The following is a 25,021-nucleotide window of genomic DNA, read 5'->3' as shown; positions in this document are numbered from 1 at the left end:
GCCGTGAGGAACACGGCCGGTTTCCCCAATTTTCTCAGATTGGAACCGAACTATCCAGCGCCCAGGTGTTTGACCTTCGTCACACTTCTCAAACCGAGGCATTCAATCCAAGGGAGGCCCAGCCATGGGACAATCGAGACCCTGTCGTGCGAAGGCCCTGGTTGTCGAAGACGACCCGATGCAGCGCGAGATGATCGAATTGCTGCTTGCGGAGAGCGAGTTCGAGGTCATCTCCTGCGAGAGCGCGGAGGCCGCAGAATTGGTGCTGCGGAGCAACGGCGACAGCGTCGTGCTGATGTTGACCGATGTCGAGCTGGCCGGAAACATGACCGGCGTCGAGCTCGCCTATGTCGCGAAGAAATACAGCCCCGATCTCGATGTGATCGTGACCTCCGGCAAGCCGCTGCGGCAGCGCCTGCCTGACGGCACCCTGTTCTGGCCCAAGCCCTGGGCGCCGCTGGACGTCATCCGCGTCGCCGAGATGAAGGCGTCGGAGCTGTCGGGTCGCGGGTCGCGCAGGTCCTGACACGGCAGGGGCTCGCGTAACTGAGCTGTCAGCGCGGCCGAAACGCGGACCGCCGGCGGCTGCTTCCGCCGGCCCGGGCACGGCTTCCGCCGACCCGGGCACCGTGATATTGGCGGCTTATGCCCCGCCCGTGGTCGGCCATCGGATTGGTCTGGTTCACGCTCGCGACCGCAATGGCGGGCGCGGCCGCGGTGCCTGCCGCGGCGGAGACGTTGGTCAATTTCCCCTCGCTCGATGGGACGACTGACCTGATCGGTCATCTCGACCGTCGCGAGGGCGACGCGCCGCGGCCGGCGGTGGTGCTGATGCACGGCTGCTCCGGTCTCAACGACAACAAGGGCCGTATGTTCGGCCTCTATCGCGCCTGGGCGCGGGCGCTGGCGGTGCAGGGCTATGTCACGCTGATCGTCGACAGCGCGACGCCGCGCGGGTTCGGCCAGACCTGCTCGAGCGGCCCCGACAGACTCCGGATGTGGCGCGAGCGGCCGAAGGATGCCTACGGCGCGCTGCAGTATTTGCAGGCGCAGCCGTTCGTGAGGCCCGATCGGATCGCGCTGATGGGGTGGTCGCAGGGCGGCGGGGTGGCGCTGCTTTCCATCAATGACAAGAGCATCGGGCGGCCGGCCGCGCTGGCGCAGGATTTCGCCGTCGCGGTGTCGTTCTATCCCGGCGCCTGCGCCGAGATCTACCAATCGAGGCCCTTTACCAATGTGGAGCCGAACAGCTGGACCACCAGGGTGCCGCTGCTGGTGCTGATCGGCGAGGCCGACGTCTGGACGCCGTTCAAGCCCTGCGATGCCTTCATCGCGGCGGCCAAGGCGCGCGGCAATCCGGTCCAGCTGAAGAGCTATCCCGGCGCGGTGCACGCCTTCGACGCGCCCAATCTGCCGCGCACCGAGCTGCCGGCCTATACGATGCGGGACAGCGCCATTCCCGTGATCGGGACCGATCCCGAAGCGCGCAAGGATGCATTTCCGCGCGTGCTGGACTATCTGAAGCAGCATCTGCAATGACGCGCCCCCAATGGACGTGCCCCATGACGTGCTCCCCTCCGAGGATTTGAAATGACCTGGTCCTTCCTGCTGACCACCCTGATCGTGGTCGCCTCGCCCGGCACCGGCGTGCTTTATACCCTGGCGGTGGCGCTGACCCGGGGCTCTCGCGCGAGCGTGGCGGCGGCGTTCGGCTGCACGCTCGGGATCGTGCCGCAGATGATCGCGGCGATGCTCGGCCTTGCCGCCATCCTGCACACCAGCGCCATGGCGTTTGCGGCGCTGAAATGGGGCGGCGTGGTCTATCTGCTCTATATGGCCTGGCAGGCGCTGCGCGAGCGCGGCGCGCTCGCCGTCGACACCGAGATCAAGCCGCGCTCGAGCGGGCGGGTGATCGTGACCGCCATCCTGATCAACATCCTCAATCCAAAGCTGTCGATCTTCTTCCTGGCCTTCCTGCCGCAGTTCATCGCCGTCGACGAACCCCACCCGCTGGCGCGGATGGTCGAACTTAGCGGTGTGTTCATGGCGATGACCTTTGCGGTGTTCGCGGTCTACGGGCTGTTCGCGGCGTCGGTGCGCGACCGCGTCATCACCCGGCCGAAGGTGATGGCCTGGCTGCGGCGAAGCTTTGCCGCGGGCTTTGCCCTGCTCGGCGCCAAGCTCGCCTTCGCGGAGCGCTGACGTCGCATTCCTTCGCGCCTTGCGGCAGGCAATAAAAAAGCAGGCCTTGCGCCTGCTGCCTTGCGTCCCTGCCTGGATGGTCCGGATCGGGTGCCCGGGCAGGGCAGGAGCCGCTACCCGGGCGAGAAAATTGGTTACTTCTTGGCGGCCTTCTTCTTGGTGGCCTTTTTCGCCTTCGCCTTCTTCGCCTTCTTCGCTTTCTTAGCCATAGTATCCTCTCAGGGTTTAATGGATTGAACGCGACTCCGAGGCATGCTTGGCGGAGGGCCAGCCTCGCAACATCCTCAGTATCAAACTCAGCAGATTCGGAGGCTGCTGCCGCGTGCTGTCACTGCGCTGTCATCGTGTTATCCACAGCTGTTACGTGTTTTCGCCAGTTTTTCGCCAGTGCGCGCGCGTCACGCGTCGCGGCGGCGTCGCATCCGTCATGCTTAACGACGCGCAAACGGCCGGTGCGCGGATCTTCATCAATTCAAAACCACAGCGCGGATTGGCGCGTGGCGGGTGAGAGTCCGTTAAGCGGCGCGGCCGCATCCTGTCCCGCAAGGCAACGGGGATTGCCATTGGGAGAAACGCCCCAGGGGCGGACGGTCATTTCAGGAGAGGCGAGGCCGATACGGGTCTCGAACAGGGGCGATGTTGAGCGTTCCGACGCTTTGGACGGTATTCGTTATCAATTTTCTCGCGCTCGGCCTGATCTGGGCCTATGTCGCGCGCAGCTATCCAGCTTTCGGTGCGGCGCGGTTCTGGACCGCGTCCACCTTCGTCGCGTCCGCCGGCGCCGCCTGCGCGATGCTCCGTGTGATGATGACGGACTCGCTGCTGCCGCTGCTTGCGGCAGGGACGCTGATGGTGTTCGCCGCCGGCCTTGCCGCGATGGGCATCGAGCGCTTCTACGGCAAGCCGGTCGGCTGGCGCAGCACCGCGCTGTCCACCGCATTCGCCTGCGTCGGCCTCGGCGTCTTCATCTTTGCCTACGACAGCATGCCGATGCGCATCCTGGTCTACACCATAGCCCAGGTCACGCCGCTTGCGTTGACGCTGAAGCTGCTGCTGTCGCCCGAGAACGGCCGCGTCAACCCCGGCGCGCGGCTTGCCGGCATCGTCGCCTCCGTGCTGATCGGCATTTATGGGCTGCGCCTCGTCGGCGCCTTGCTGCAGCCCGGCGAGTTCTCGTTCGTTCGCTTCAACGCGGGCCAATCGCTGGTGATCCTGCTGATGATATTCCTGTCGATGGCGCTCAATTTCGGCTTCCTGCTGATGGCGATCGACCGGCTGCGCAACGAGGTCGCCGACCTCGCGCTGCTCGACGATCTCACCGGCGTTGGCAACCGCCGCCATCTGTTGCAGCGGCTGACCGAGGAATGCGCGCGCTCCGAGCGCAACGGCGAGGCCTTCGCGCTGCTGGTGATCGACCTCGACGGCTTCAAGGGCATCAACGACACCCATGGCCACGCCGCCGGCGACGCCTGCCTGCAGCACTTCACGCTGATGGCGCAGACAAGGCTCCGCCCGGGCGATATGCTGGCCCGCACCGGCGGCGACGAGTTCTGCATCGTGCTGCCGTCCTCGACGCTGCGCGAGGGCGCCATGATTGCCCGCCGCGTGCTGGAAGTCTGCCGCGCCGACGCCGAGCAGTGTACCGGCAACGACATTCCGATCGCGGTCTCGATCGGCGTCGCGCAATGGACCCGCGAGATCGGCCAGCATCCCGACCGCCTCGTCGCCGCCGCCGACCATGCGCTCTACGACGCCAAGAAGGGCGGCAAGAACGGCTATGCGACCTATGAGCCGAAGCTGCCGCCCGAGATGGTCGAACTCGTAGACGAGACCCTGCGCAAGCGCGCCTGAGCGTGGTAACGCGGGACGTGCTAACGAGGGGCGACACTGGATCTTCCGTGATGAAGCCTCGCCTGCTCACCATACTCCTTGCGCTCGTGCTGTCCTCCGCCGTATCAGCCGAAACCGATCTTGCAGCGATCGCGCGATCGCAGGGCACGCCCGAGATTCCCGGGTTGAAGATGGTGTGGCTGTCGCCTTGGGGCGATGTCGCCAAATCCCACCCGTGGCGCAACATCATCGTGCACCAGACCGAAGGCCCGGCCGGCTCGGCACGAAATGGGGCCGCCGAGCAGCACAAGAACCCGACCCGCCGCGGCGTGATGGTCTGGGTTGAGACCGACGGCACGGTCTATTGGGCGGTCGCCGACAATCTGATCCCAACCCATACCGACGGTGCCGACCGCAACGACAACAAGTACATCAACAACAGCAAGACCTATCGGCAGGTGAACAAGGACACCTCGATCGGCGTCGAGTTCGCCGGCAACTATCCCGACGTCACTAAGGGACCGACCGATGCGCAGATCGCCGCCTGGCGCGTTCTGGTGAAGCTGCTGCGCGCGCGTTACGGCATCCCGCTGGAGCGGGTCTATGCGCACAACTGGATCGACTTCAAGGACGCCCGCTATTGCGAAGGCTGCGCGCTCGCGACCATGGCGCGAGAGTGGGGTGAGTAGGGCGGGTAGTCGTCATGCTTGGACGAGGACGCTCGGCCCAGCAGACAGCTGTCATCGCCCGGCTTGACGCCGCCGCGTACTGGGTTCCCCGCTTTCGCTGAGCCTTTCCAGAACCAGCGCCGGCGTTAACGACGCTTGGCGATTTCCGGCCTGAACGAAATCGCTTCGAAGCTTGTTAAAATTTGCTGGGTACCTGTTCGAAGCACAGGGATCGGGGGAAGACATGGCAAAGCGGGCCAAACGTAGGAAGACTGAAGCGCTCGCGCTACCGGTGGCGGGAAGAGTTGCAATTGGCGCCGTGGCGGCTGTCGCATTGGGGTACGGCTTGCTGTGGCGGCCGGCGAGCGTTCAACCGATACGGAAGCAAGCCGCGCACCAGGTCCCGGCGCCATCTAGTCCTACGCCGTCGACTCCCGCACCATCGACTCCTATTCACGTATCGGCGCCAGTGCAGGCACCAGCGCCAGCTCCGGTTCCAATTCCGGTTCCAGCGCCCGCGCCCCGGATCGAAACACCAAAAGCCGCTGACGCTCCCGGAAGATTTGTTCGGCAGGTGGTTGATTACGCCAGCCACCAGACGCCGGGCACCGTCGTCATCGATACCGGAAACACATTCCTTTATCTCGTTCTGAACGACGGGCAGGCGATGCGCTACGGCATCGGCGTTGGCCGCGAAGGTTTCACATGGTCCGGTGAACAGACCGTGGCCCGCAAGACAGAATGGCCGGACTGGCGTCCGCCGGCAGAGATGATTTCGCGCCAGCCTTATCTGCCGCGGTTCATGGCAGGGGGCCCCGGCAATCCGCTCGGCGCCCGGGCGATGTATCTGGGCGATACCGAATATCGAATTCACGGCACCAACAAGCCCGATACGATCGGGAAGCGGGTTTCGTCCGGCTGTATCCGGCTGACCAATGAGGACGTCGTGGACCTCTACGATCGGGTGAAGGTCGGAGCGAAGGTGATCGTGCTTCCGGCACAAGCTGCCCCCATGTTGGCCGAGAAATGAAACGTTCGGCTCTCCGGCTTGGACTGGAAGTCCCCCGGTTCGGTCGCTATGAGCGGCTTTTGACCCGACGCCGACATTCGTTGCTCTATCGCGTTCGATCAGGCTATGGGTGGTCATCGAACTTGGCGGCGCTCGATGCTTCGATGGTTTTGGATTTGTGCCGCGATACTGTGCGCTTTGGCTTTCCCTGCGTGGTCGGCGGGGTCGTCCGTGCCGTTTGCCGACGGTGGCTACATTCCGGACTTCTTGAAGATCGTTCGTCAATACAACGCGAGCGGCGATGAATTTCGCATCGAAGGGATTTGCAAATCAGCTTGCACGCTGTTCCTTGGCATCCGGAATGTCTGTGTTCAGCGCGATGCTCAACTGATGTTTCACGCTGGCCACGACCTCGCGGAAAACCGCACCGGTCCCGATACGCTTGCGAGCCGTGCGCTACTTTCCCAGTATGACGAAGGATTGCGGCGCTATCTGCTCGAAGGCCATCATATGGATAGCGATGCATTCCATATGCTGGAAGGTCACGTGCTGATTGAGCGCTTCGGCTATCGGGAGTGTCCACCGAGCGAGGGGACGCCCTCAACCCGATAGGCAGAGCGGGCATGCGTGCGGCTGCTTCTGGCCCTTGGCCGACATGGCCAGGAGCGCATCGGGCGAGCGGCGAGGGTGGGCCGAAGCACGCCTGAATCCGCCCACGGCTCCCCACTTTCGTCAATTTTGATCGCCATGTCAGATGTGGAATTTTTGCCGAAGCGTGGCGATCGGAGCCACGTGATCAATGTTTTCATTCCAAATGATTTGCAGGACGGGTTATGAAGAACGCAACACTGTTTGCCATTGGTTTGTTGGCGGCGGGAGTTTGGTCACAAGACGGCGCGAGATGTCAGACCTCGCTTTCTCCTCCGCTTTCGATTGCGCCGCCGCCGTCGAATGAGGGAACGGCATCTACGGCCGCAACCAACAGCGTCTGGCCATCGCCGGCGACCGCCAAGAATTCGGCGCCCCGTGCCGCTAAAGATTTGCCGCCACGCGCGACTGCCCCACGATCTGCCACTGTCGAGCACACGCCGTTAGAGCCCGACAGCGTTTCGCAGGCACAAGTGATCGACAGGTCGCGGCCGTCGGCTAGACCTGTCCCCGATTACGATGGTTTTAGCGTCGGCATCGAGGACGACACGTCAAGCCGGCCGACGCGACCCGCCAAGTCGCACCGGGCAAAGCATCCCGCGCTCGATCAAGAAGCTGATCGAGTCTCTGGAAACCAATCGCTCGATCCCGGCGACGATGACAAGCTAAAGAGCAAGCTTACGATTTGCCGCGGCTGCAAGTAACAGGTGACACTCCGGGCGGACGTTTTGATCGGCCCTTCATTCTTCTGGAAGTCTTGCGGCGCGAGAACTATCGCCCGCAGCAGATTTCTGAAGCTGCCACCGGGCGTCGCCTGTTGACCCAAAGGAGATCCGTTGATTCCTCGATAGGGAACAAGTTGCCAAGAAACCACAGCTATCGAGGGAATGCCAGCTGATCGCATTTCTCGTGGCGACGCTCTCGCTCGCGGCCTATTAGTGAAGGACTGCAATTTATGATTTTGAGTCGAGCATTTTGGTTCTGACGTACTGATTGATCACGGCGGGAAATGGCGGTGGAGCCAATTCCTAGAGCTGCGGGGCAAATCGCGAAATGAATTTTAGCGATCAAGCGCAATCCAATCGTTCGAATCCTGCGCATTCCATACCGGTACCCTCCGTCGATCAAACGAGTGGGAGCCGTTGCATCGAGACGCGCTTTGGATTCAAGGCAACCGATCTGATCGTGTACCCGGCTCACGGCGTCGGGCAGATTGTCGCGATCGAGGAACAGGCGGTGGCAGGAGCTCAGCTTGAGTTCTTTGTCGTCTATTTTGCGAAAAGCAAAATGACGCTGCGAGTTCCGACAAGAAAGGCGGCAAGTGTCGGGATGCGTGAGCTTTCCGATCCGGCGGCCATCCAGCAAGCGCGAAGTATCCTGAGTCAAGCGCCTCGCAGAGCGCGTGGTAATTGGTCCCGGCTTGCTCAGGAATATGAGAGCAAGATCAAGTCGGGAGATATTCTCGCCATCGCAGAAGCGATGCGCGATCTCTATCGGCCGGAGTTCAATTCCAGCCAAAGCTACAGCGAACGACAGCTCTATACGGCTGCACTCGAACGCCTTTCGGGAGAGGTTGCCGTTGTCGACGGCGTCACCGAAGAAGCGGCCGTCAGAGAGCTTGAAAGTCTGATGATGACTACGGCAAGGCGAGGCGCTTAGAGCAGTCTGTGGAGATCGGGACGCTTCTGGCGAATCCAGCGAGACGGTCCGCCGGGGCTTGGGAGTGCGCTGGAGCTTAGCGGCGAGGCGGCTCATGGCTCTGCGATACTTCCGGCGTGCACGCGCTCCTCACACGCGACAAGCTTCGCGATGCTGATCGCTTCTCACTTGTCGAGCCTTGTCTCGACCGGTCCATCTTGCCGCGCACCGGTTACGACCAGGGCACAACGCCGCCCGCTTAAAATACACACGGGCAGCGTTGGCTCTAGCCCCAGGATGTAAAGTGCAAAATCCTGACGAATAGAAAACTGCGTTGTCCTGCAAACGTTGCTTACCCAGAAGGGGTAGCGGGGCGATCGTGAGATGCGACCAGTGCTGCCTTCGAAGCGCCAGCGCGCCGGCACCACCTGCATGTCAGCATTTGCCCCCTAGCCGACATGGCCAAGAGCGCGGCAGGATGCCGGGTATCGCTGCGCGCCACCCATCCTGCAGACAAAAACAAAAAAGCCGGCGTTGCCGCCGGCTTTCGTGTCTGTGGCTCGCCACCGCGCGATCAGTGCGCGGCTTCGAGTGCGGCTTCCTGCCGGGCGATCGTGCCCTTGACGGCCGACTGCACCTTCTCGAACGCGCGGACCTCGATCTGCCGCACGCGCTCGCGCGACACGCCGAACTCGGCGGCGAGGTCTTCCAGCGTCATCGGCTCATCGGCCAGACGCCGCGCCTCGAAGATGCGGCGTTCGCGCGGGTTGAGCACGCCGATCGCACCGTTCAGGGCCTGGCGGCGATGATCGAATTCCTCGCTCTCGGCCATCAAGGCTTCGGCGTTGGGCGAGTTGTCGACCAGCCAGTCCTGCCATTCGCCGGCTTCGCCGTCGTCGCGGATCGGGGCGTTGAGCGACGCGTCGCCACCGAGGCGGCGATTCATGTCAACCACGTCCTGATCGGTCACGCCGAGGCGCTTGGCAATCAACTTCACCTGGTCGGGGTGGAGATCACCCTCTTCCAGAGCGGAGATCTTGCTCTTCGCCTTGCGCAGGTTGAAGAACAGCTTCTTCTGGTTCGCGGTGGTGCCCATCTTCACGAGCGACCAGGAACGCAGAATGTACTCTTGTATTGACGCCTTGATCCACCACATGGCGTATGTGGCGAGACGGAAGCCCTTCTCGGGCTCGAATCGCTTCACCGCCTGCATCAGGCCGACATTGCCTTCCGAGACGACCTCGGAAATCGGCAAGCCGTAGCCGCGATAGCCCATGGCGATCTTGGCCACGAGCCTGAGATGGCTGGTGACAAGCTTATGCGCCGCGTCGCGATCGTCATGCTCGCGCCAACGCTTAGCGAGCATGTACTCCTGCTGGGGCTCCAGCATGGGGAACTTGCGGATCTCGGCGAGGTAACGTGAAAGGCCGGATTCTCCATTGAGGACCGGCAACGTAGCTGTACGGGCCATTACTTGCGCCCTCCAGTGGTTCAGGCCCCCGATAGCGGCGGGCCCGGCAGGTGGCCGCTGGGTTAAAGCCGGCCATGCTGCGATGTTCCGCGTTGGATATTCAACGCAGGTGCAACATACACCAAACTGTCCGTGATAGGGAAGGATTGCTGACGTCACGTCCCCGTGTGGCAGGTATAACCTGTTGTCATAACGGAGCTTTTCCGGGAGGGGTGCGTCATACCGCCGCTGCCAGCGCCCGCTGCAGGAGAAGCAAATCCTCCGGCAAGGCCGACTCCCAGTGTAAAAGTTCCCCGGTGCGGGGGTGTTCCAAAGTCAGCAGATAGGCGTGCAGGGCCTGCCGGTCGAGCGCGGTAAGTGCGTGCTTACCTTCCACACTCAGCTGTCCGGCCTTGGTCTTGAAGTGGGCGCCGTAAACGCTGTCGCCCATCAGGGGATGGCCGAGATGGGCGAGGTGCACCCGGATCTGATGGGTTCGCCCGGTCTCGAGCCGGCAGGCCAACAGCGAAGCGACCGGCTTGCCGTCGCGGTCGGCAAAGCTCTCTCGCACCTCGAAATGGGTGATCGCCTCGCGGCCGCCCTGGCGCACGGCCATCTTCTCGCGGGCATGCGGGTGGCGGTCGATCGGCGCGTCGATGGTGCCGTGGGGCCGGTTCGGCACGCCCCAGGCGAACGCCATGTAGCCGCGCTCCATCGGGCCGGTGCGGCCGTGGTCGGCGAATTGCGCGGTCAGCGACTGATGCGCCTGGTCGTTCTTGGCAATCACCATCAGCCCCGTGGTGTCCTTGTCGAGGCGGTGCACGATGCCCGGCCGCTTGACCCCGCCGATACCCGACAGGCTCGAGCCGCAATGCGCGATCAGCGCGTTGACGAGCGTTCCCGTAGCATGGCCGGCCGCGGGATGCACGACGAGGCCCCTCGGCTTGTTGATGACGATGATGTCGTCGTCCTCGAACACGATATCGAGCGCGATGTCCTCGCCCTGAGGCTCGGCGGGCACGGCCTCCGGCACGTCGATTATGATCGTATCGCCCTTGGCGACATGATAAGCGGGGTCGCGCACGATGGCGTCCTTGACGGCCACGGAACCGGCGAGGATCAGCGCCTTCAGCCGGGACCGCGACAGCTCCGGCGTGCGCTGTGCGAGCACGCGGTCAAGCCGGGCCGAGCCCTCGTCGCCTGCGACGATGACCTCCAGCTTCCGACCGCCATTCGAAGAAACCTGATTCAAATCGACCTGTTGCAAAGATAGAGCCTTGTGATGACCGACACCGCTGTGACCGAACCGACCCCCGACCAGGCCGCGCTGATCGCGCGGGTGCGGCGCATGATGCTGATCGCGGGCCTGACCTCGGCCTTGGCCGTGGCCGTCGTGTTGATTGCCATCGGCTACCGCCTTTATCGCAGCGAGGGAAGCCCCGTTTCCGTCTCCGACGTCACTGCTGCGCTGCCGAAGGGCGCCCGTATCGTCGCAACCGGCACAGCCGGCGAACGGCTGGTCCTCACGCTCGATATAGGCGGTGCAACAGAGATCCGCACATTTGATGCAAAGACACTGAAACCTGTCGGCAGGCTGAGCTTCGTCAACGAGCCCTGATCGAAGCAATCGCGAAGCGGTGCGGTCGATCAACCAAAAGCTGCAGCGTATTTTTTGCGCATGCGTTCGCGCATCGAGAATGTGTGCCGCCATCTTTTCGGCTGAGTTGCACGCTCAGCTTGCGCCATGTCGGAGTCCAACCCCAGCGCTTCCGTCGAACAGAGAGTTGAAACCGATGCATCGGGTTCGTTCGCGGACCCGACGCGTCGCGCGGTGTTGACCGCGCTTGCGGGCTGCGCCTGTCTCGCCGCGATCGAACCCGCAGCCGCCGACGATGAAGACCAGCCCGGCGCCAGTGAGCGACCGCAAAAAGCCGACGTGCTGGTGCGCGCCGAAGGCGACAAGGCCGGCCAGGTCATCAAGTCGGATGATCTGAAACTCGGCGGACCGCCCATTCGCGCCTGGCCGCAGGACCCGAAGACCTCGGTCGTCCGCAAGGGCTCGCGGCTCAACGAGGTCGTGATCGTCAAGCTCGATCCGAGCGAACTCGACGATGCCACGCGCGCCCGCGCGCCTGACGGCATCGTCTGCTACTCGGTCATCTGCACGCATGCCGGATGTCCGATCACTGCCTGGTTGAAGGAAGAGCAGGGCGACAAGAACGTTCTGAAATGCCTCTGTCACAACTCCGAATACGATCCGCGGCAGAATGCGCAGGTCGTGTTCGGGCCGGCGCCACGTCGCCTCGCGGCATTGCCGCTGACGGTTGCCGACGGCGCGATCACGGTCGCAGCGCCATTCGTCGGGAAGGTGGGTGCTCAGCAAGGAGGATGAGGCCACACCGGGATTTCTGCATGACCTAAACTGAAAAAATCAAAACAGAGCAGGGAGGTAGCATCTCATGACAAGCAAGCAGTGGTTACTGTCGAGTTGTGTCGCATTCACATGCCTCATTTCGACCTATGCCGTCGGGGGGCCGATCGAAAACTACAGTTCGGTGACCTCAGCGCGTCTCGAAAATCCCGAACCCGGCAACTGGATGCTGTATCGCCGGACCTATGACGGACAGGGGTACAGTCCGCTCAACCAGATCAACACCTCCAACGTCAAGGACCTCAAGCCGGTCTGGACTTTTTCGACCGGCGTCATCGAGGGCCATGAGGCGCCGCCGATCGTCAACAATGGCGTGATGTTCGCCGCGACCCCGATGGGGCAGGTGATCGCGCTCAACGCCAAGACCGGCGAGGAATACTGGCGCTACAAGCGGCAGCTTCCCGACGATCTGTTCCAGCTGCATCCGACCAGCCGTGGCGTCGGCCTGTGGCAGGACAAGGTCTACTTCGCTACCACCGACGACCATGTCGTCGCGCTCGACGCCAAGACCGGCAAGGTGGTCTGGGACACCAAGGTCCAGGACTACAAGAAGGGTCAGTATCTGACGCTGATGCCGCTGGTGGTCGACGGCAAGGTGATCGTCGGCGGCTCCGGCGGTGAGTTCGGCGTGCGCGGCTATGTCGTCGCCTATGATGCCGAGAGCGGCAAAGAGCTCTGGCGCACCTTCACCATCCCCGGCGAAGGCGAGCCCGGGCACGAGACCTGGAGCGGCGACGACTGGAAGTCGGGCGGTGGATCGGCCTGGATGACCGGCACCTACGACAAGGACAACAAGACGATCCTTTGGGGCGTCGGCAACGCTGCGCCGTGGCCGGGCTCGGCTCACGCCGGCGACAACCTCTACACCAGCTCGGTGATCGGCCTCGATCCCGAGACGGGCAAGATCAAGAAGCACTTCCAGTATCACCAGAACGATTCCTGGGACTGGGACGAGGTCGATGCGCCGATGCTGGTCGACCTGCAGCGTGACGGACGCTCGTTCAAGAGCCTGATCCACCCGGGACGCGACGCGATCTTCTGGGTGCTCGAGAACAAGCCCGACAAGATCAACTACGTGTCCGGCTGGCCGTTCGTGAAGACCAATGTCTGGAAGGGCATCGAGGCCGAGACCGGCCGGCCGATCGTCGATCCCGAGCACAAGCCGGTGATCGGCAAGCGGGTCGAGTTCTGCCCGTCGCTGTGGGGCGGCAAGGATTGGCCGTCGGCGGCGTACAGCCAGAGCACCAAGCTCGTCTACGTTCCCGCCAACGAGAACTTCTGCGGCGGCTTCACGGGCGAGAAGCAGCCCTTGGTTCCCGGCCAACTCTGGCTCGGCACCAAGCCGGAGGACATCGGGCTAACGCCGGCACCGAACGCCGATCATTTCGGCGAGTTGCAGGCGTGGGATCCGGCCACCGGCAAGAAGGTCTGGCAGCACGACTTCAAGACTTCGCAGCTGTTCGGCTCGGTGACGGCGACCGCGGGCGACCTGGTTCTCGCTGGCGGCACCAATGACCGGATGTTCCGCATCTTCAACGCCAAGACCGGCGAGCTGTTGTGGGAGCAGAAGACCAACTCCGGCATCATGGCGATGCCGATGTCCTATGAGGTCGACGGGACGCAGTACATCGCGGTCCAGTCCGGCTGGGGCGTCGACGCGCAGCGCATCCAGGACGCGCTCGCCGGCAAGGTTGCGGGCTTCGAGAACAACGTCCCGCAAGGCGGCGTGATCTGGGTGTTCGCGCTCGACAAGAAGTAGGGCGCACGATCAGAGCTTCGGTTCCATTGAAGCAGAACCGAAGCTTTAGAAAACGCGCCAACCGATAGGGGGCGATGCGATCGGGAAGCGGCGGTTGGGGAGACCGCCGCTTCCCGGTCCGCCTTGGCTTTCAGCATGATCCTTCCGGATCATGCGCTATTTGCCCTTGGTGTCGACCTTCTGCTTCTCGTCCTCGTTCATCTTCTTGATCGTGGGATCACGGGTGGCCTCGCCTGTGGTTTGGCCCGTGGTCGAAGGTGGGCCGCTGCTCGGAACCGAGGTCTGGTCGGGCAGCACTTTCGCTGGACGCGTCGCGGTCGTGCTCGGCGGCGAGGCGGTCTGCGCAAACGCTGCCTGCGTCGCAAAAAGCAAGACGCCCGCGGACAAGATCGCCGCGGGCGTCTGGAATTTTCGAGGTGGGGTTCTCATCGATCTGCTCCTCTAAAGCGCGATCTAGATCGCGCTTTAGCTGATTTGCTGGGGCATGATCTTCTCGGAAAACCGCTTCGCACTTTTCCGGATCATGCCTCGGATCGATGAGAACGGCCCGCTTCAGCTAACGTTCCTGTCTCACGTCTCCAGCTGCTTGCCGATCGGAAGGGCGCGGATGCGCTTTCCGGTGGCGGCAAAGATCGCGTTGCTCAGGGCCGGTGCGAACGGCGGCACGCCGGGTTCGCCGACGCCGCTGGGCGGGGTGTCCGCCCCGGGCGGCACGATGTAGACGTTGGTGATCACAGGCGACTCGTCGATCCGGATCACCGGGAAGTCGTCGAAATTGCTCTGCTGCACCTTGCCGTCCTTGAAGCTGATCTCGCCATATTTGGCGAGGCTCAGCCCCATGATCGCAGCGCCTTCGATCTGCGAGGCGATCCGCTCCGGGTTGACGTAAGTGCCGCAATCGATCGCGGTGTCGACCCGCGGCACCGTGAGCTTGCCCTTGTCGTCGATCGCCACCTCGACGATGGTCGCGATGTAGCTGACGAAGGAACGGTGCACGGCGATGCCGAGACCATGGCCTTTCGGCACGGTACGGCCCCACTCGCCCTTCTCGGCGACCAGTTCGACCACCTTGCGCAGCCGCGCGGTGTCGATCGGATAGCTGTCATAGGGCTCGCCGTAGTTCCAGGGATCCTTCACCGAGGACAGGTTGACGATCCGCGGGCTTCCGATCAGCTCCAGCAGCATGTCCTTCTGGTCGCGACCCGTCGCATGCGCGATTTCCCCGACCATGGATTGCACCGCGAAGGCGCGCGGGATGTTGGAGACCGAGCGGAACCAGCCGATCCGCGTGAACGCGGCCGCTTCCGGATTCTCGCACTGCAGATTGGCGATCTCGAACGGGTTGTCGATCAGGCCCATGCCGAGCTCGAACGGCGCTTCGTGGTTGGCGCCGGCGGCGAAGGTCGAGGCGATGGTCGGCGCCACGCTGCGGTGCCGCCACGCGATGACTTTGCCGCTCTTGTCGAGACCGGCCTCGATCCGTTCCACGGAGACCGTGTGCAGGAAGTCGTGATGCACGTCGTCCTCACGGGTCCATTGCACCTTGACCGGCGCGCCGAGTTCCTTCGACAGCAATGCCGCCTCGAGCGCGAAATCGCATTTCGACTTGCGGCCGAAGCCGCCGCCGAGCAGCGTCACGTTGACGGTGACATTGTCCTCGGGGATGCCGAGCGTCTTGGCGACATCCTCGCGGGTGCCGCCGGGGCTCTGCACCGGAGCCCAGATCTGGGCCTTGTCGCCCTTGACGTCGGCAACCGCGACCGGCGGCTCCATGCTGACATGGGCGAGATGCGGCAGATAATATTCGCCCACGATCACCTTGTCGGCGCTCTTCAGCGCCGCATCGACGTCGCCTTCCTTGCGCACCACGAGGCCAGGCTTGCGCGCGGCCTCTTCCAGCGAAGCACGATAGGTGACGGAGTCGTACTTGCCGTTGGCGCCGTCATCCCAGACGATCTTCAGCGCGTCGCGGCCCTTGATCGCAGCACCGGTGTTGCGCGCGATCACGGCCACGCCGCCGAGCGGCTGGAACTTGGACGGCCAGGGCCAGCCCTTGACCTCCATCACCTTCTCGACGCCGGGCACTTTCATCGCCGCGCTGTCATCGAATGACTTGACCTTGCCGCCGGTGACCGGCGGACGCGCGATCACAGCATATTTCAGGCCGGGCAGGCGGGTATCGGCGCCGTAATGCGCCTTGCCAGTCGTGATGTCGTGCAGGTCGACGATCGAGACCTGGCCCTTGCCGAGATAGCGGAAGTCCTTCGGGTCCTTGAGCTTGAGGCCTTCAATGCTCGGCACCGACTCCTTGGCGGCATCGCCGGCGAGATCGCCGAAGCCGATCTTGCGTCCACTTGAGCTGTGCACAACCTCATGGTTCTGCGCCTTCACCTCGGTCACCGGCACGCCCCATTTCTTGGCGGCGGCGGCTTCCAGCATTGAACGCGCGGAGGCGCCGATCTGGCGCATCGGGATCAGATAGTGCCGCGTGCTGCGCGACCCGTCGGTGTCCTGGTTGCCGAACTTGACCTCGTCGCCATGCGCCTGCTGGACATGGACGCGCGACCAGTCGGCCTCCATTTCCTCGGCGACGATCAAGGGCAGGCTGGTGCGGACGCCGGTGCCCATCTCGGCGCGGTGCGCCAGGATAGTGACGACGCCATCGGGGGCGATCGCGACGAACACGCGCGGGTCGACCACGACGCCGTGCGGCATCTTGCCGGCGCCGGTCTCATAGGCGAACGCCTGGCGCGTCATCACGGGCGCGGCGAGCACGAAAGAGCCGGCGATGCCGAGACCCTTGAGGATGCTGCGGCGCGAAAGGTTCTCGACCTTCACGTGCTTCTCGAAGCCGCGGAGCTTGCGAGAATTGGTGGGTATGTTGGTGCGGATGTTCATGTCACACTCCCGTCGATGCGAGATGGACGGCATTCTCGATCCGCTGGTAGCAGCCGCAGCGGCAGATGTTGCCCGACATGGCTTCGCGGATCTGGTCGTGGTTGGGCTTCGGGTTCTGGTCCAGCAGCGCCGCGGCCTGCATGATCTGGCCGGCCTGGCAATAGCCGCACTGCGGAACATTGACCTGGCGCCACGCCTTCTGCACCGGATGGTCGCCGGTCGGGTGCAGCCCCTCGATGGTGGTGACCTCGCGGCCGGCGACGTCGGAGACCGAGGTGATGCAGGCGCGCACCGCCTCCTTGTCGATGATCACGGTGCAGGCGCCGCACAGCGCCTGGCCGCAGCCGAACTTGGTGCCCGTGAGCCCTGCTTCGTCACGGAGATACCAGAGCAGCGAAAGATCCGGGTCGCCGTCCCAATTCTGTTCCTGGCCGTTGATTTTTAGTTTGATCATGGTCTGTCCTCGCTCTGCTTAAGCTATTGACCGGTGCGGGCAGGGCGGAACGTCTTCCATGGCCTGCGGCCGCGTTGATGTTTGTTTTTGCCAAGATATTCGTGAGCCAAATTATCGTGCCTGCGGGCTTGCGCTTTGTTCCAAGCACTCCTCTCGCGTCTCGAGCGCCTTGCCCGGCGCAGCATGGTGAAGAGCTGCGATGTTAGCAGAGGCAGGCCGTCGGGTGACTTCACAGCCAGGTGTTTTGCATTTCCGTTTGGCGAAAGCAGGGCCGTGCACGATGCAGACATGACATCCGCAGGTGGCCATCATGCGCACGGCGCGGCCGCATCGCTGGTCCGTGCGCTGAAGCCCCGCAGGGCGCAGGGGGCGTTCCGGGGCCGCTCCGGTGCCGAAATCGCCGGCACGGCATGGTAAGCATGGATGACAAAATCCCTGCCGCAGCGCACAAGCCATCTTGCGGCAGGCCGATTTCAAGGCTATTGCCTTCCCCTCAACGCTCCCTTCGTCTAGCGGTTAGGACGCGGCCCTCTCAAGGCTGAAACAGGGGTTCGATTCCCCTAGGGAGCGCCAATCGGGAAATTACGGCATTGTTTTTCCCTGATTTTTTCCTCCTTTCCCAAATCATCAGATGCGGTTTGGGAAACCCTGTTCAACCTATGTTCGTTGAGGCGTGTCACCACACGCTTGCCGCCACGACGCCGATCAGCCTCGCGGGTGTAGCGCTCGGCTTCCGCCAACGTGGTGTGGCCGAGTGCGGCCATGATGTCATGCGCCCTGGCGAGATCGCCTACTTGCTCGCCATGCGTCGGCGGGAGGAGTGCTTCGAAATTGTGAATGACGCTGTACCGGGTAGGTTCGCGTTGAACCGGCTTGCAAACGAATCTCAGCTCCTCAATCGCAATATAAGATGCCATCGCACACGGCAGCGTAGCCGCATTCATGGTGCTGCCGCCTAACGGCGCGATAGCGCTGGATCAGAGCAAATTCATCCGTTTGAAATGGCATGATGCGGCGCAAAAAGAACATTGCAGCCAAGATGGTCGCTTAGGGGCGAATGCTCCTTGCGACCATAGGATGTCATCTGAGTGAATCTGTAATCGTCTTTAACCGCCGGTCAGATCGAAGCCGGTCTGATTGTTCGACCGTGGAATCCGCATTCCTCTCTTCTTCTTGTCACACAGGGTGACGTACATCATCGCGGTCATTAAGGCGTCGTTGAACGCTTCATGTTGAGGAAGCGAAGGGAGTTCGAGGTCCGCGAGAATTGCGGAGAACGAAAGATCGATCGAGATGTTAGGGGGTGCATCGCCGTACTTCCGCTCGTAGTAGAGGCTGGAGATTTCGATGCGCGGATTTGGCAGTTCGATTCCAATAAACGGAAGAATATATTTGTCCAGCATCGCGATGTCGAAATCGACGTAGTACCCGACAAGCGGCCGCCCGCCGACGAAATACAGGAAGTCAGGCAACAGCTTCCGGATCGGAACTTGATGCTCAACATCGACCTGACGCAGGCGGTGTATCTTGATCGCATCCGTTCGTATGCTTGCATCGGGGCGTACGAACCCCTCGAAGCGCTCACTTGTCAGAATGCGGTTGCCTCTGATCTTGATGGCGCCGATGCTGATGATGTCGTCCGTACGTACGTTTAGCCCCGTGGTCTCGCAATCGATGGCGACAACTTCGTCCGCGGGACCGTGCTTGAACATGAATCGATATGACTGGTCGCCGATCGAAGCTTGGTGAAACAGGCGTTTGATCGCGCGCGGAATCACGTCAGAAGACACCGAGATTGAAGTGATGGCGAATGAACTCGCGGAACTTCTTGACGACATAGAATGCGTCACGCAGGAGGTCACGCTCCATGCTCGACAATGATGATGGTCGCACCAGTGTGCCTGTGGCACCGGCTGACTCCGCCAGTTGTCCGTCGAGCCGCAGCATCAGCATGAAATTGAAAGCTTGGTGAAGCTCGCGGGCGAATTCGGCGTGCAAGACGCCCATGCCGCATAGACGATCGATCCGCTTGTCAGTCGCGGTTTCCATCAACCCATGCTCGAGAGCAAGGCTGCGAACGCCATGCACAATCGGAAATAGACCGCCTTTCTTCAGGTCGATGGCGTCGCCATTGCCCGCAGAGGTGATCAAGTTCTTGAATAGGCCAATCGGCGTCGCGAAGAGGTCTATGGCCCGCGCGAAATGCGCGAGGAACGCTTGTTCGCCGCGTGCCGTCTCGATCAGCATAGTCTTCGCTTCGGCCAGGAGCATCGCGTCGCCGGCAACGCACCGTGCGTCGAAAAGTATGGCGACGTTCAGATGAGCGGCATCGTCGGGCAATGCGAGCCAATTGCGAATGTCGGCGATGTAATCGGGCAGTGGTTTAGACCATGCTGGATTGTTCACCATCACGTGTCCGGGGCAGGGAGGAAAGCCAAAGTCGGACAGCGCGCCGGAGAATGCAGTGCGAAACTTATCAAGCTCCGCTTGTTCGATTGCCTCTGACAGAATGAGGCCGTTGTCTTGATCCGTGCGGGCGGTCTGCTCGCCCCGACCCTCGCTTCCCATGACCATCAGGCACCCGCCTGTGCGAATCTCGCTCGGCGCCACGAGATCGAACAATCTGGAAAGCAGACGCTGATTCAAATCGGAGACGATTTCGCCGATCAGCTCGACGCCGATCCCTTGGCGCCGCAGGGTCCGCACCTGGGCCGCCGTTTGGCGGGCGGCAGCCGCCAGGTCGTCTTGGTTCGCAGCGCGCTCAATACGTCCGGCGATGACCTGAGCGCTACCGGCGAGGAAGCCCAGGACATCGATGTCCTCCAGGATGCCGACGAAACGCTCGTCGTCGCGAATGGCCACGCGGCGCTTGTTGAGCTTGGTCATGAGCACAAGCGCTGACGACACGAAATCGTCGGGCCGCAGCGTAACCAGGTCGAAGTGCGCCAGATTGCGAACGGATGTTTGAATAGACTGGCGCCGTAACACAACGGCTTTTGACAGGTTCATGCCCGTGATGATGCCGGTCCGTTGGCCGTCCCGGACAAACAATGCGTTGCTGTTGATCTCTTGCATCTTGCGGCCTGCCGTTTCCACGGTGTCGTCGGCTTCGACGGAGGCGGCAGGGTGCAGAAAAAGCTCGGAAATGCGAGCGCGCATCATCGATCCGTGCCGCTGTTCATCCTGGTCCCTGACGAACTCATCCAGTTTGCGCGCGATATCGTGGTAGAAGAACGAGGCAAATCTCGGATTATTCTGGATCAGGTCGAGCACCGTAGATCGCGGAGCGGAGTAGCATAGCGTTTCGTCGCGGGCGCGGAAGGCATGTCCGCTTTTGCCGTGCACGAGGGCACGGCTGTCGAAGCTGTCCTTCGGGCCGAGCAGGGCCAGCAGATCGGTCCCGTCGCGCTCCTCTATCGTGCCTTTGATGACGACGAAGAGGGCCTGCGAGGGGCTGCCTTGGTCGATGACCGATTCACCGGGTCGAAAGTAGACGACGTCCAGCGCCGCACGAAGCATCTCCACTTCATGCGGCGTCAGACGATCGAACGGTGGATTTGTGGCATCAAAAGCCTTGGGCATTCGCCGTTGTGCCTATTGGTTCCACAAAGCGCAAGTTTCAATGACTGGTGGCGCTTGCTGCTCCGATGCCGGTCTGGCTCCGCACGAACTGCGCGTCGAAGCCGTCGCGGTCCTTGGCGGCACGCGCGCTCCGGTCCAGGACCGAGATCAGCCAGATGGACACGAATGCGATTGTCATCGAGAACAGGGCAGGGTTGTCCAGTTTGATGGGGGCCGATCCCTTTGCAAAGCCGAGGGTCACCTCCCATACTGCCGGCGACAGAATGACGCCGACGACGGCGCTGATCAGGCCGAGCAGGCCACCAATCAAGGCGCCTCTCGTGGTAAGGTTCTTCCAGAAGATCGACATCACCAGCACCGGGAAGTTGCAGGACGCTGCGATGGCGAAGGCAAGACCAACCATGAAAGCGACGTTTTGGTTTTCGAAGATAATACCAAGTATGATCGCGAGCACACCCAGGAACAGAGTCGCGATCTTCGAGACACGAACTTCGTCCTGTTCATTGGCATGTCCTCCCTTGATTACCATGGCGTAGATATCGTGGCTGATGGAGGACGCTCCCGCGAGCGCCAAGCCAGAAACGACGGCCAGGATCGTGGCAAACGCGACGGCCGAAATGAAGCCGAGGAACAGATTGCCACCTACTGCGTCGGCCAGATGGATCGCGGCCATGTTCGACCCGCCTTTGATCGCGGCGATCCCGCTTTTGGTCTTCTCGAGAATCCCTGCGTCGAGGAACGCCAGATCGGTCGAGACGAGCGTGATGGCGCCGAATCCGATGATGAAGGTCAAGATGTAGAAGTAGCCAATGAAGCCTGTTGCATAGAATACGGACTTGCGTGCGGCCTGCGCGTCTTTCACGGTGAAGAAACGCATGAGGATGTGTGGCAGACCGGCGGTGCCGAACATAAGGGCCAAGCCGAGCGAAATGGCCGATAGCGGATTTGAGATCAGGCTGCCGGGCTCCATGATCGCGAGCTTTTTGGGGTGTACTTCGGTCGCCTTGGCGAACAGTGCTTCCGGGCTGAACCCGAATTTGTAAAGCACGGCGCCTGCCATGAACGTCGCGCCGAACAGCAACAGCACAGCCTTAATGATTTGCACCCAGGTCGTGGCTTTCATGCCGCCAAAGGTCACGTAGACCATCATAAGGCCACCCACCAGGATGACGGCAATCCAATAGTCCAAGCCGAAAAGCAGTTGGATCAGCTTGCCGGCGCCGACCATCTGCGCGATCAGATAGAAAGCGACAGTCACCAGCGAGCCGCACGCGGCCAGGATGCGTATCCGCGTCTGGCCGAGCCGGAATGAAGCGACATCGGCGAATGTGAACTTGCCGAGATTGCGGAGTTGCTCGGCAATCAGGAATGTGACAACGGGCCAGCCAACAAGCCAGCCGACCGAGTAGATCAGGCCATCATACCCTGAGGTGTAGACAAGACCGGAGATGCCCAGGAACGATGCTGCCGACATGTAGTCGCCGGCGATCGCAAGTCCATTCTGGCCGGCCGAGATGCCTCCACCTGCCGAGTAGAAATCCGCGGCCGATACCGTCCGTTTCGATGCCCAGTAGGTTATCACAAGCGTCAGAGATACAAACCCGATGAACATGCCAATAGCGGACCAATTGACCGCTTGCTTGGTGCCGCCATCGATCGTCCCGGCCGCAAGTGCGACCGAAGGAATGCAAATGAACAGCGTCACCAACAGGTGGGGTATCTTCTTCATTGGCGGCGCGCTCCAACAATCTTGCGGATCAGAGGGTCGTATTTTGAGTTCGCTTTGCTGACGTAGATGCCCGTCAGCAGGAATGCCGAAACGATGACCAATAGCCCGATCGGAATGCCAATGGTTGTGACGCCTGTCCCCATCGGTGTGCCAAGGAAGTGTGGCGCGTAGGCGACGAGCAGGATGAAGCCGAAATATACGATCAGCATGATCGCCGATAGCGTCCAGCCCAGCGACGAACGCCGGCGAACTAGTTCTTGATAGTTTGGGTCCTGCTCAATTTTTTCGTAGGTGCTCAATGTTTGGGTTCCCTCAGCAATAAGTGGAAGAACGTCTGGCCGCGCGGAGCGGCGTTCATTTCCAGCGTATTCAACGTCAGGCACGTGCGGGCCTGAGGCGGGCGGACGCACAACAGTCGCTGTTGAAGCAATGTGAATATGTACGATCGAAAAAGAGGGGTCTTGATGCAGATCAAATGTCGCGTACGTGCATTGATCTGCCGGCCTTGAGCGCGAAGATATCTCTGATGCGGTGTCTGGAAAGCAAGCTGCAGAGAGGCGTTTCTTGATGGAGATCAACCCGGCATCAATCACATGATCATATATGGCGTAGGAGTGGGAGTTGGACAAAGCAACCAGTTGGCCGCGTGCGGACCGCAGCGCCTCCGAGAAGAGAGAGCCAACTTCCCTGGTGTTGTGGGTAATGGCGTCACACAGAAGAAAATCTCGGAGGAATTGCTATGGATGCGAAGTTCGTAAATGCTGGTTCGCCGAAAGCGAGTTATGACGTGTCGGCCGACTGGGCCAAGCGCGCCTATATCGATGACGCCAAATATCGCGAGATGTACGCGCGCTCGGTCAAGGACCCCAACGGCTTCTGGGGCGAGCACGGCAAGCGGATCGACTGGATCAAGCCCTTCACCAAGGTCGAGAACGTCTCCTTTGCGCCCGGCAACATCTCGATCAAATGGTTCGAGGATGGCGTGCTGAACGTCGCCTGGAATTGCATCGACCGCCATCTCGAGAAGCGCGGCGACCAGACCGCGATCATCTGGGAGGGCGACAACCCTTCCGAATCCAAGCACATCACCTACCGCCAGCTGCACGACGAAGTCTGCAAGATGGCCAACATCCTGCGCACGCGGAACGTCAAGAAGGGTGACCGCGTCACGATCTATCTGCCGATGATTCCGGAAGCGGCCTACGCCATGCTGGCGTGCGCGCGGATCGGCGCGATCCACTCGGTGGTGTTCGGCGGCTTCTCGCCGGACAGCCTCGCCCAGCGCATCAAGGACTGCGACTCGAAGGTGGTCATCACCGCCGACGAAGGCCTGCGCGGCGGCAAGAAGGTGCCGCTGAAGGCCAATGTCGATGCCGCGATCGCCAAAACCGGCGGCGTCGATTGGGTCGTGGTGGTGAAGCGGACCGGTGGTGCGATCGACATGAACCCGACGCGCGACCTCTGGTATCACGAGGCGGCCGAGATGGTGACGACGGAATGCCCGGCCGAGCACATGCATGCCGAGGACCCGCTGTTCATCCTCTACACCTCGGGTTCGACCGGCACGCCGAAGGGTGTGCTGCACACCTCGGGCGGCTATCTCGTGTTCGCGTCGATGACGCATCAATACGTCTTCGACTATCACGACGGCGACATCTACTGGTGCACCGCCGACGTCGGCTGGGTCACCGGCCACAGCTACATCCTCTACGGACCGCTCGCCAACGGCGCGACCACGCTGATGTTCGAGGGTGTGCCGAACTACCCGGACAATTCGCGTTTCTGGAACGTGGTCGACAAGCACAAGGTCAACATCTTCTACACCGCGCCGACCGCGATCCGCGCGCTGATGCAGGGCGGCGACGAGCCGGTGAAGAAGACCTCGCGCAAATCGCTGCGCCTGCTCGGCTCGGTCGGCGAGCCGATCAATCCCGAAGCCTGGGAGTGGTACTACCGCGTGGTCGGCGACGATCGCTGCCCGATCGTCGACACCTGGTGGCAGACCGAGACCGGCGGCATCCTGATCACGCCGCTGCCCGGCGCGACCAAGCTGAAGCCGGGATCGGCGACGCGGCCGTTCTTCGGCGTGGTACCGGAGATCGTCGATGCCGACGGCAAGACGCTGGACGGCGAGACCTCGGGCAATCTCTGCCTGACCAAATCATGGCCGGGCCAGATGCGCACGGTCTATGGCGACCATGCGCGGTTCGAGCAGACCTATTTCTCGACCTACAAGAACAAGTACTTCACCGGCGACGGCTGCCGGCGCGATGCCGACGGCTATTACTGGATCACCGGCCGCGTCGACGACGTCATCAACGTCTCCGGCCACCGCATGGGCACCGCCGAGGTCGAGAGCTCGCTGGTCGCGCATGAGGCGGTGTCGGAAGCCGCCGTGGTCGGCTACCCGCACGACATCAAGGGCCAGGGCATCTACGCCTATGTCACGCTGATGAAGGGCACCGAGCCGACCGAGGCCCTGCGCAAGGAACTCGTCGCCTGGGTCCGCAAGGACATCGGCCCGATCGCGTCGCCGGACCTCATCCAATTCGCGCCCGGCCTGCCGAAGACGCGCTCCGGCAAGATCATGCGCCGCATCCTGCGCAAGATCGCCGAGGACGAACCGTCGAGCCTCGGCGACACCTCGACCTTGGCCGATCCGGCCGTCGTCGACGACCTCGTGCAGAACCGGCAGAACAAGAAGGGCGCGTAGGCGTAAGAAA

Annotated in this window: 23 protein-coding genes and 1 tRNA gene; 14 read left to right on the top strand and 10 right to left on the bottom strand. The window is 62.2% G+C overall.

Features of this window, described 5'->3' with window-relative positions; translation table 11 throughout:
* Positions 1–124: 124 nt before the first annotated feature.
* From JQ573_RS16500 to JQ573_RS16460, 9 genes are all read left to right on the top strand, one after another.
* Positions 125–526 (top strand): response regulator, encoded by a 402-nt coding sequence (locus JQ573_RS16500; protein WP_212313282.1) that lies wholly within the window; start codon positions 125–127, stop codon positions 524–526.
* Positions 527–645: 119 nt separating this feature from the next.
* A complete protein-coding gene (locus JQ573_RS16495) occupies positions 646–1,539 on the top strand; it encodes a dienelactone hydrolase family protein (RefSeq protein WP_212313280.1) in 894 nt (297 codons plus the stop codon).
* A gap of 51 nt (positions 1,540–1,590) precedes the next feature.
* Positions 1,591–2,202: a LysE family translocator gene (locus JQ573_RS16490; RefSeq protein ID WP_212313278.1), complete on the top strand. Its 612-nt coding sequence runs from the start codon at positions 1,591–1,593 to the stop codon at positions 2,200–2,202.
* Positions 2,203–2,838: 636 nt separating this feature from the next.
* Complete coding sequence (locus tag JQ573_RS16485) at positions 2,839–4,053, top strand: GGDEF domain-containing protein (RefSeq protein ID WP_212313277.1); 1,215 nt, start codon at positions 2,839–2,841, stop codon at positions 4,051–4,053.
* Between the two features lie 50 nt (positions 4,054–4,103).
* A complete protein-coding gene (locus JQ573_RS16480) occupies positions 4,104–4,721 on the top strand; it encodes a peptidoglycan recognition family protein (RefSeq protein ID WP_212313275.1) in 618 nt (205 codons plus the stop codon).
* A gap of 223 nt (positions 4,722–4,944) precedes the next feature.
* Positions 4,945–5,730, top strand: a complete 786-nt coding sequence (locus JQ573_RS40220) for a L,D-transpeptidase (protein WP_249131887.1) — start codon at positions 4,945–4,947, stop codon at positions 5,728–5,730.
* A gap of 210 nt (positions 5,731–5,940) precedes the next feature.
* Positions 5,941–6,321 carry a hypothetical protein gene (locus JQ573_RS16470; protein ID WP_212313261.1) on the top strand — a complete coding sequence of 127 codons (381 nt, stop codon included), beginning with the start codon at positions 5,941–5,943 and terminating at the stop codon, positions 6,319–6,321.
* Between the two features lie 221 nt (positions 6,322–6,542).
* Positions 6,543–7,061: a hypothetical protein gene (locus JQ573_RS16465; protein ID WP_212313259.1), complete on the top strand. Its 519-nt coding sequence runs from the start codon at positions 6,543–6,545 to the stop codon at positions 7,059–7,061.
* 349 nt (positions 7,062–7,410) lie between these two features.
* Positions 7,411–8,016 (top strand): CarD family transcriptional regulator, encoded by a 606-nt coding sequence (locus JQ573_RS16460; protein WP_212313257.1) that lies wholly within the window; start codon positions 7,411–7,413, stop codon positions 8,014–8,016.
* A 553-nt stretch (positions 8,017–8,569) separates the two neighbouring features.
* Here JQ573_RS16460 and rpoH read toward each other — a convergent pair.
* Together rpoH and JQ573_RS16450 are read right to left on the bottom strand one after the other, a co-directional pair.
* Positions 8,570–9,466, bottom strand: coding sequence for an RNA polymerase sigma factor RpoH (gene rpoH, locus JQ573_RS16455; RefSeq protein WP_021077401.1), 897 nt, complete (start codon positions 9,464–9,466; stop codon positions 8,570–8,572).
* Positions 9,467–9,683: 217 nt separating this feature from the next.
* Positions 9,684–10,664 carry an RluA family pseudouridine synthase gene (locus JQ573_RS16450; RefSeq protein WP_212314305.1) on the bottom strand — a complete coding sequence of 327 codons (981 nt, stop codon included), beginning with the start codon at positions 10,662–10,664 and terminating at the stop codon, positions 9,684–9,686.
* 63 nt (positions 10,665–10,727) lie between these two features.
* Here JQ573_RS16450 and JQ573_RS16445 point away from each other — a divergent pair, with 63 nt between their 5' ends.
* The 3 genes from JQ573_RS16445 to JQ573_RS16435 all read left to right on the top strand — a co-directional run bounded on the left by JQ573_RS16445 (position 10,728) and on the right by JQ573_RS16435 (position 13,635).
* A complete protein-coding gene (locus tag JQ573_RS16445; protein WP_212313255.1) occupies positions 10,728–11,063 on the top strand; it encodes a hypothetical protein in 336 nt (111 codons plus the stop codon).
* A 126-nt stretch (positions 11,064–11,189) separates the two neighbouring features.
* Positions 11,190–11,837: a ubiquinol-cytochrome c reductase iron-sulfur subunit gene (locus JQ573_RS16440; protein WP_212313253.1), complete on the top strand. Its 648-nt coding sequence runs from the start codon at positions 11,190–11,192 to the stop codon at positions 11,835–11,837.
* A gap of 67 nt (positions 11,838–11,904) precedes the next feature.
* On the top strand, positions 11,905–13,635 hold the full coding sequence (locus tag JQ573_RS16435; protein WP_212313251.1) for a methanol/ethanol family PQQ-dependent dehydrogenase: 1,731 nt from the start codon (positions 11,905–11,907) through the stop codon (positions 13,633–13,635).
* A 156-nt stretch (positions 13,636–13,791) separates the two neighbouring features.
* Here JQ573_RS16435 and JQ573_RS16430 read toward each other — a convergent pair whose 3' ends face one another.
* The 3 genes from JQ573_RS16430 to JQ573_RS16420 form a co-directional block, all read right to left on the bottom strand.
* Positions 13,792–14,064, bottom strand: a complete 273-nt coding sequence (locus JQ573_RS16430) for a hypothetical protein (RefSeq protein ID WP_212313249.1) — start codon at positions 14,062–14,064, stop codon at positions 13,792–13,794.
* Positions 14,065–14,205: 141 nt separating this feature from the next.
* Entirely contained in the window at positions 14,206–16,533 is a 2,328-nt protein-coding gene (locus JQ573_RS16425) for a molybdopterin cofactor-binding domain-containing protein (protein ID WP_212313247.1), read from the bottom strand.
* Position 16,534: 1 nt separating this feature from the next.
* Positions 16,535–16,987 (bottom strand): (2Fe-2S)-binding protein, encoded by a 453-nt coding sequence (locus JQ573_RS16420; protein ID WP_092124185.1) that lies wholly within the window; start codon positions 16,985–16,987, stop codon positions 16,535–16,537.
* A gap of 498 nt (positions 16,988–17,485) precedes the next feature.
* Between JQ573_RS16420 and JQ573_RS16415 the strand changes: the two genes are divergently transcribed.
* Positions 17,486–17,560 (top strand) — tRNA-Glu (locus JQ573_RS16415).
* Here JQ573_RS16415 and JQ573_RS16410 read toward each other — a convergent pair.
* From JQ573_RS16410 to JQ573_RS16390, 5 genes are all read right to left on the bottom strand, one after another.
* Positions 17,548–17,931 (bottom strand): hypothetical protein, encoded by a 384-nt coding sequence (locus tag JQ573_RS16410; RefSeq protein WP_212313245.1) that lies wholly within the window; start codon positions 17,929–17,931, stop codon positions 17,548–17,550. The genes JQ573_RS16415 and JQ573_RS16410 overlap by 13 nt on opposite strands.
* Before the next feature lie 162 nt (positions 17,932–18,093).
* Entirely contained in the window at positions 18,094–18,765 is a 672-nt protein-coding gene (locus JQ573_RS16405; RefSeq protein WP_212313244.1) for a 3'-5' exonuclease, read from the bottom strand.
* Between the two features lies 1 nt (position 18,766).
* The gene (locus tag JQ573_RS16400) at positions 18,767–20,569 is read right to left on the bottom strand and encodes a putative nucleotidyltransferase substrate binding domain-containing protein (RefSeq protein ID WP_249131885.1); all 1,803 of its coding nucleotides are present in this window, start codon (positions 20,567–20,569) and stop codon (positions 18,767–18,769) included.
* A 37-nt stretch (positions 20,570–20,606) separates the two neighbouring features.
* Positions 20,607–22,298 (bottom strand): cation acetate symporter, encoded by a 1,692-nt coding sequence (locus JQ573_RS16395; protein WP_212313242.1) that lies wholly within the window; start codon positions 22,296–22,298, stop codon positions 20,607–20,609.
* Positions 22,295–22,597 (bottom strand): DUF485 domain-containing protein, encoded by a 303-nt coding sequence (locus JQ573_RS16390; RefSeq protein WP_097677094.1) that lies wholly within the window; start codon positions 22,595–22,597, stop codon positions 22,295–22,297. Before JQ573_RS16390 ends, JQ573_RS16395 begins: the two co-directional genes overlap by 4 nt.
* Positions 22,598–23,037: 440 nt before the next feature.
* Here JQ573_RS16390 and acs point away from each other — a divergent pair, with 440 nt between their 5' ends.
* Positions 23,038–25,011 (top strand): acetate--CoA ligase, encoded by a 1,974-nt coding sequence (gene acs, locus JQ573_RS16385; RefSeq protein WP_212313240.1) that lies wholly within the window; start codon positions 23,038–23,040, stop codon positions 25,009–25,011.
* Positions 25,012–25,021: the final 10 nt, after the last annotated feature.

This window comes from Bradyrhizobium sp. AUGA SZCCT0105 (assembly GCF_018129565.1).
Lineage (GTDB): Bacteria > Pseudomonadota > Alphaproteobacteria > Rhizobiales > Xanthobacteraceae > Bradyrhizobium.
This window is presented reverse-complemented; position numbering and strand designations above follow the sequence as displayed.

Bases quoted from the DNA above. Each gene is read 5' to 3' on its own strand.
- JQ573_RS16445 (WP_212313255.1), top strand. From the start codon at position 10,728: ATGACCGACACCGCTGTGACCGAACCGACCCCCGACCAGGCCGCGCTG.
- acs (WP_212313240.1), top strand. From the start codon at position 23,038: ATGGATGCGAAGTTCGTAAATGCTGGTTCGCCGAAAGCGAGTTATGAC.
- JQ573_RS16425 (WP_212313247.1), bottom strand. From the start codon at position 16,533: ATGAACATCCGCACCAACATACCCACCAATTCTCGCAAGCTCCGCGGC.
- JQ573_RS16420 (WP_092124185.1), bottom strand. From the start codon at position 16,987: ATGATCAAACTAAAAATCAACGGCCAGGAACAGAATTGGGACGGCGAC.
- JQ573_RS16480 (WP_212313275.1), top strand. From the start codon at position 4,104: ATGAAGCCTCGCCTGCTCACCATACTCCTTGCGCTCGTGCTGTCCTCC.
- JQ573_RS16430 (WP_212313249.1), bottom strand. From the start codon at position 14,064: ATGAGAACCCCACCTCGAAAATTCCAGACGCCCGCGGCGATCTTGTCC.
- JQ573_RS16410 (WP_212313245.1), bottom strand. From the start codon at position 17,931: ATGAATGCGGCTACGCTGCCGTGTGCGATGGCATCTTATATTGCGATT.
- JQ573_RS16495 (WP_212313280.1), top strand. From the start codon at position 646: ATGCCCCGCCCGTGGTCGGCCATCGGATTGGTCTGGTTCACGCTCGCG.
- rpoH (WP_021077401.1), bottom strand. From the start codon at position 9,466: ATGGCCCGTACAGCTACGTTGCCGGTCCTCAATGGAGAATCCGGCCTT.
- JQ573_RS16500 (WP_212313282.1), top strand. From the start codon at position 125: ATGGGACAATCGAGACCCTGTCGTGCGAAGGCCCTGGTTGTCGAAGAC.
- JQ573_RS40220 (WP_249131887.1), top strand. From the start codon at position 4,945: ATGGCAAAGCGGGCCAAACGTAGGAAGACTGAAGCGCTCGCGCTACCG.
- JQ573_RS16460 (WP_212313257.1), top strand. From the start codon at position 7,411: ATGAATTTTAGCGATCAAGCGCAATCCAATCGTTCGAATCCTGCGCAT.
- JQ573_RS16400 (WP_249131885.1), bottom strand. From the start codon at position 20,569: ATGCCCAAGGCTTTTGATGCCACAAATCCACCGTTCGATCGTCTGACG.
- JQ573_RS16440 (WP_212313253.1), top strand. From the start codon at position 11,190: ATGTCGGAGTCCAACCCCAGCGCTTCCGTCGAACAGAGAGTTGAAACC.
- JQ573_RS16465 (WP_212313259.1), top strand. From the start codon at position 6,543: ATGAAGAACGCAACACTGTTTGCCATTGGTTTGTTGGCGGCGGGAGTT.
- JQ573_RS16395 (WP_212313242.1), bottom strand. From the start codon at position 22,298: ATGAAGAAGATACCCCACCTGTTGGTGACGCTGTTCATTTGCATTCCT.
- JQ573_RS16490 (WP_212313278.1), top strand. From the start codon at position 1,591: ATGACCTGGTCCTTCCTGCTGACCACCCTGATCGTGGTCGCCTCGCCC.
- JQ573_RS16435 (WP_212313251.1), top strand. From the start codon at position 11,905: ATGACAAGCAAGCAGTGGTTACTGTCGAGTTGTGTCGCATTCACATGC.
- JQ573_RS16485 (WP_212313277.1), top strand. From the start codon at position 2,839: ATGTTGAGCGTTCCGACGCTTTGGACGGTATTCGTTATCAATTTTCTC.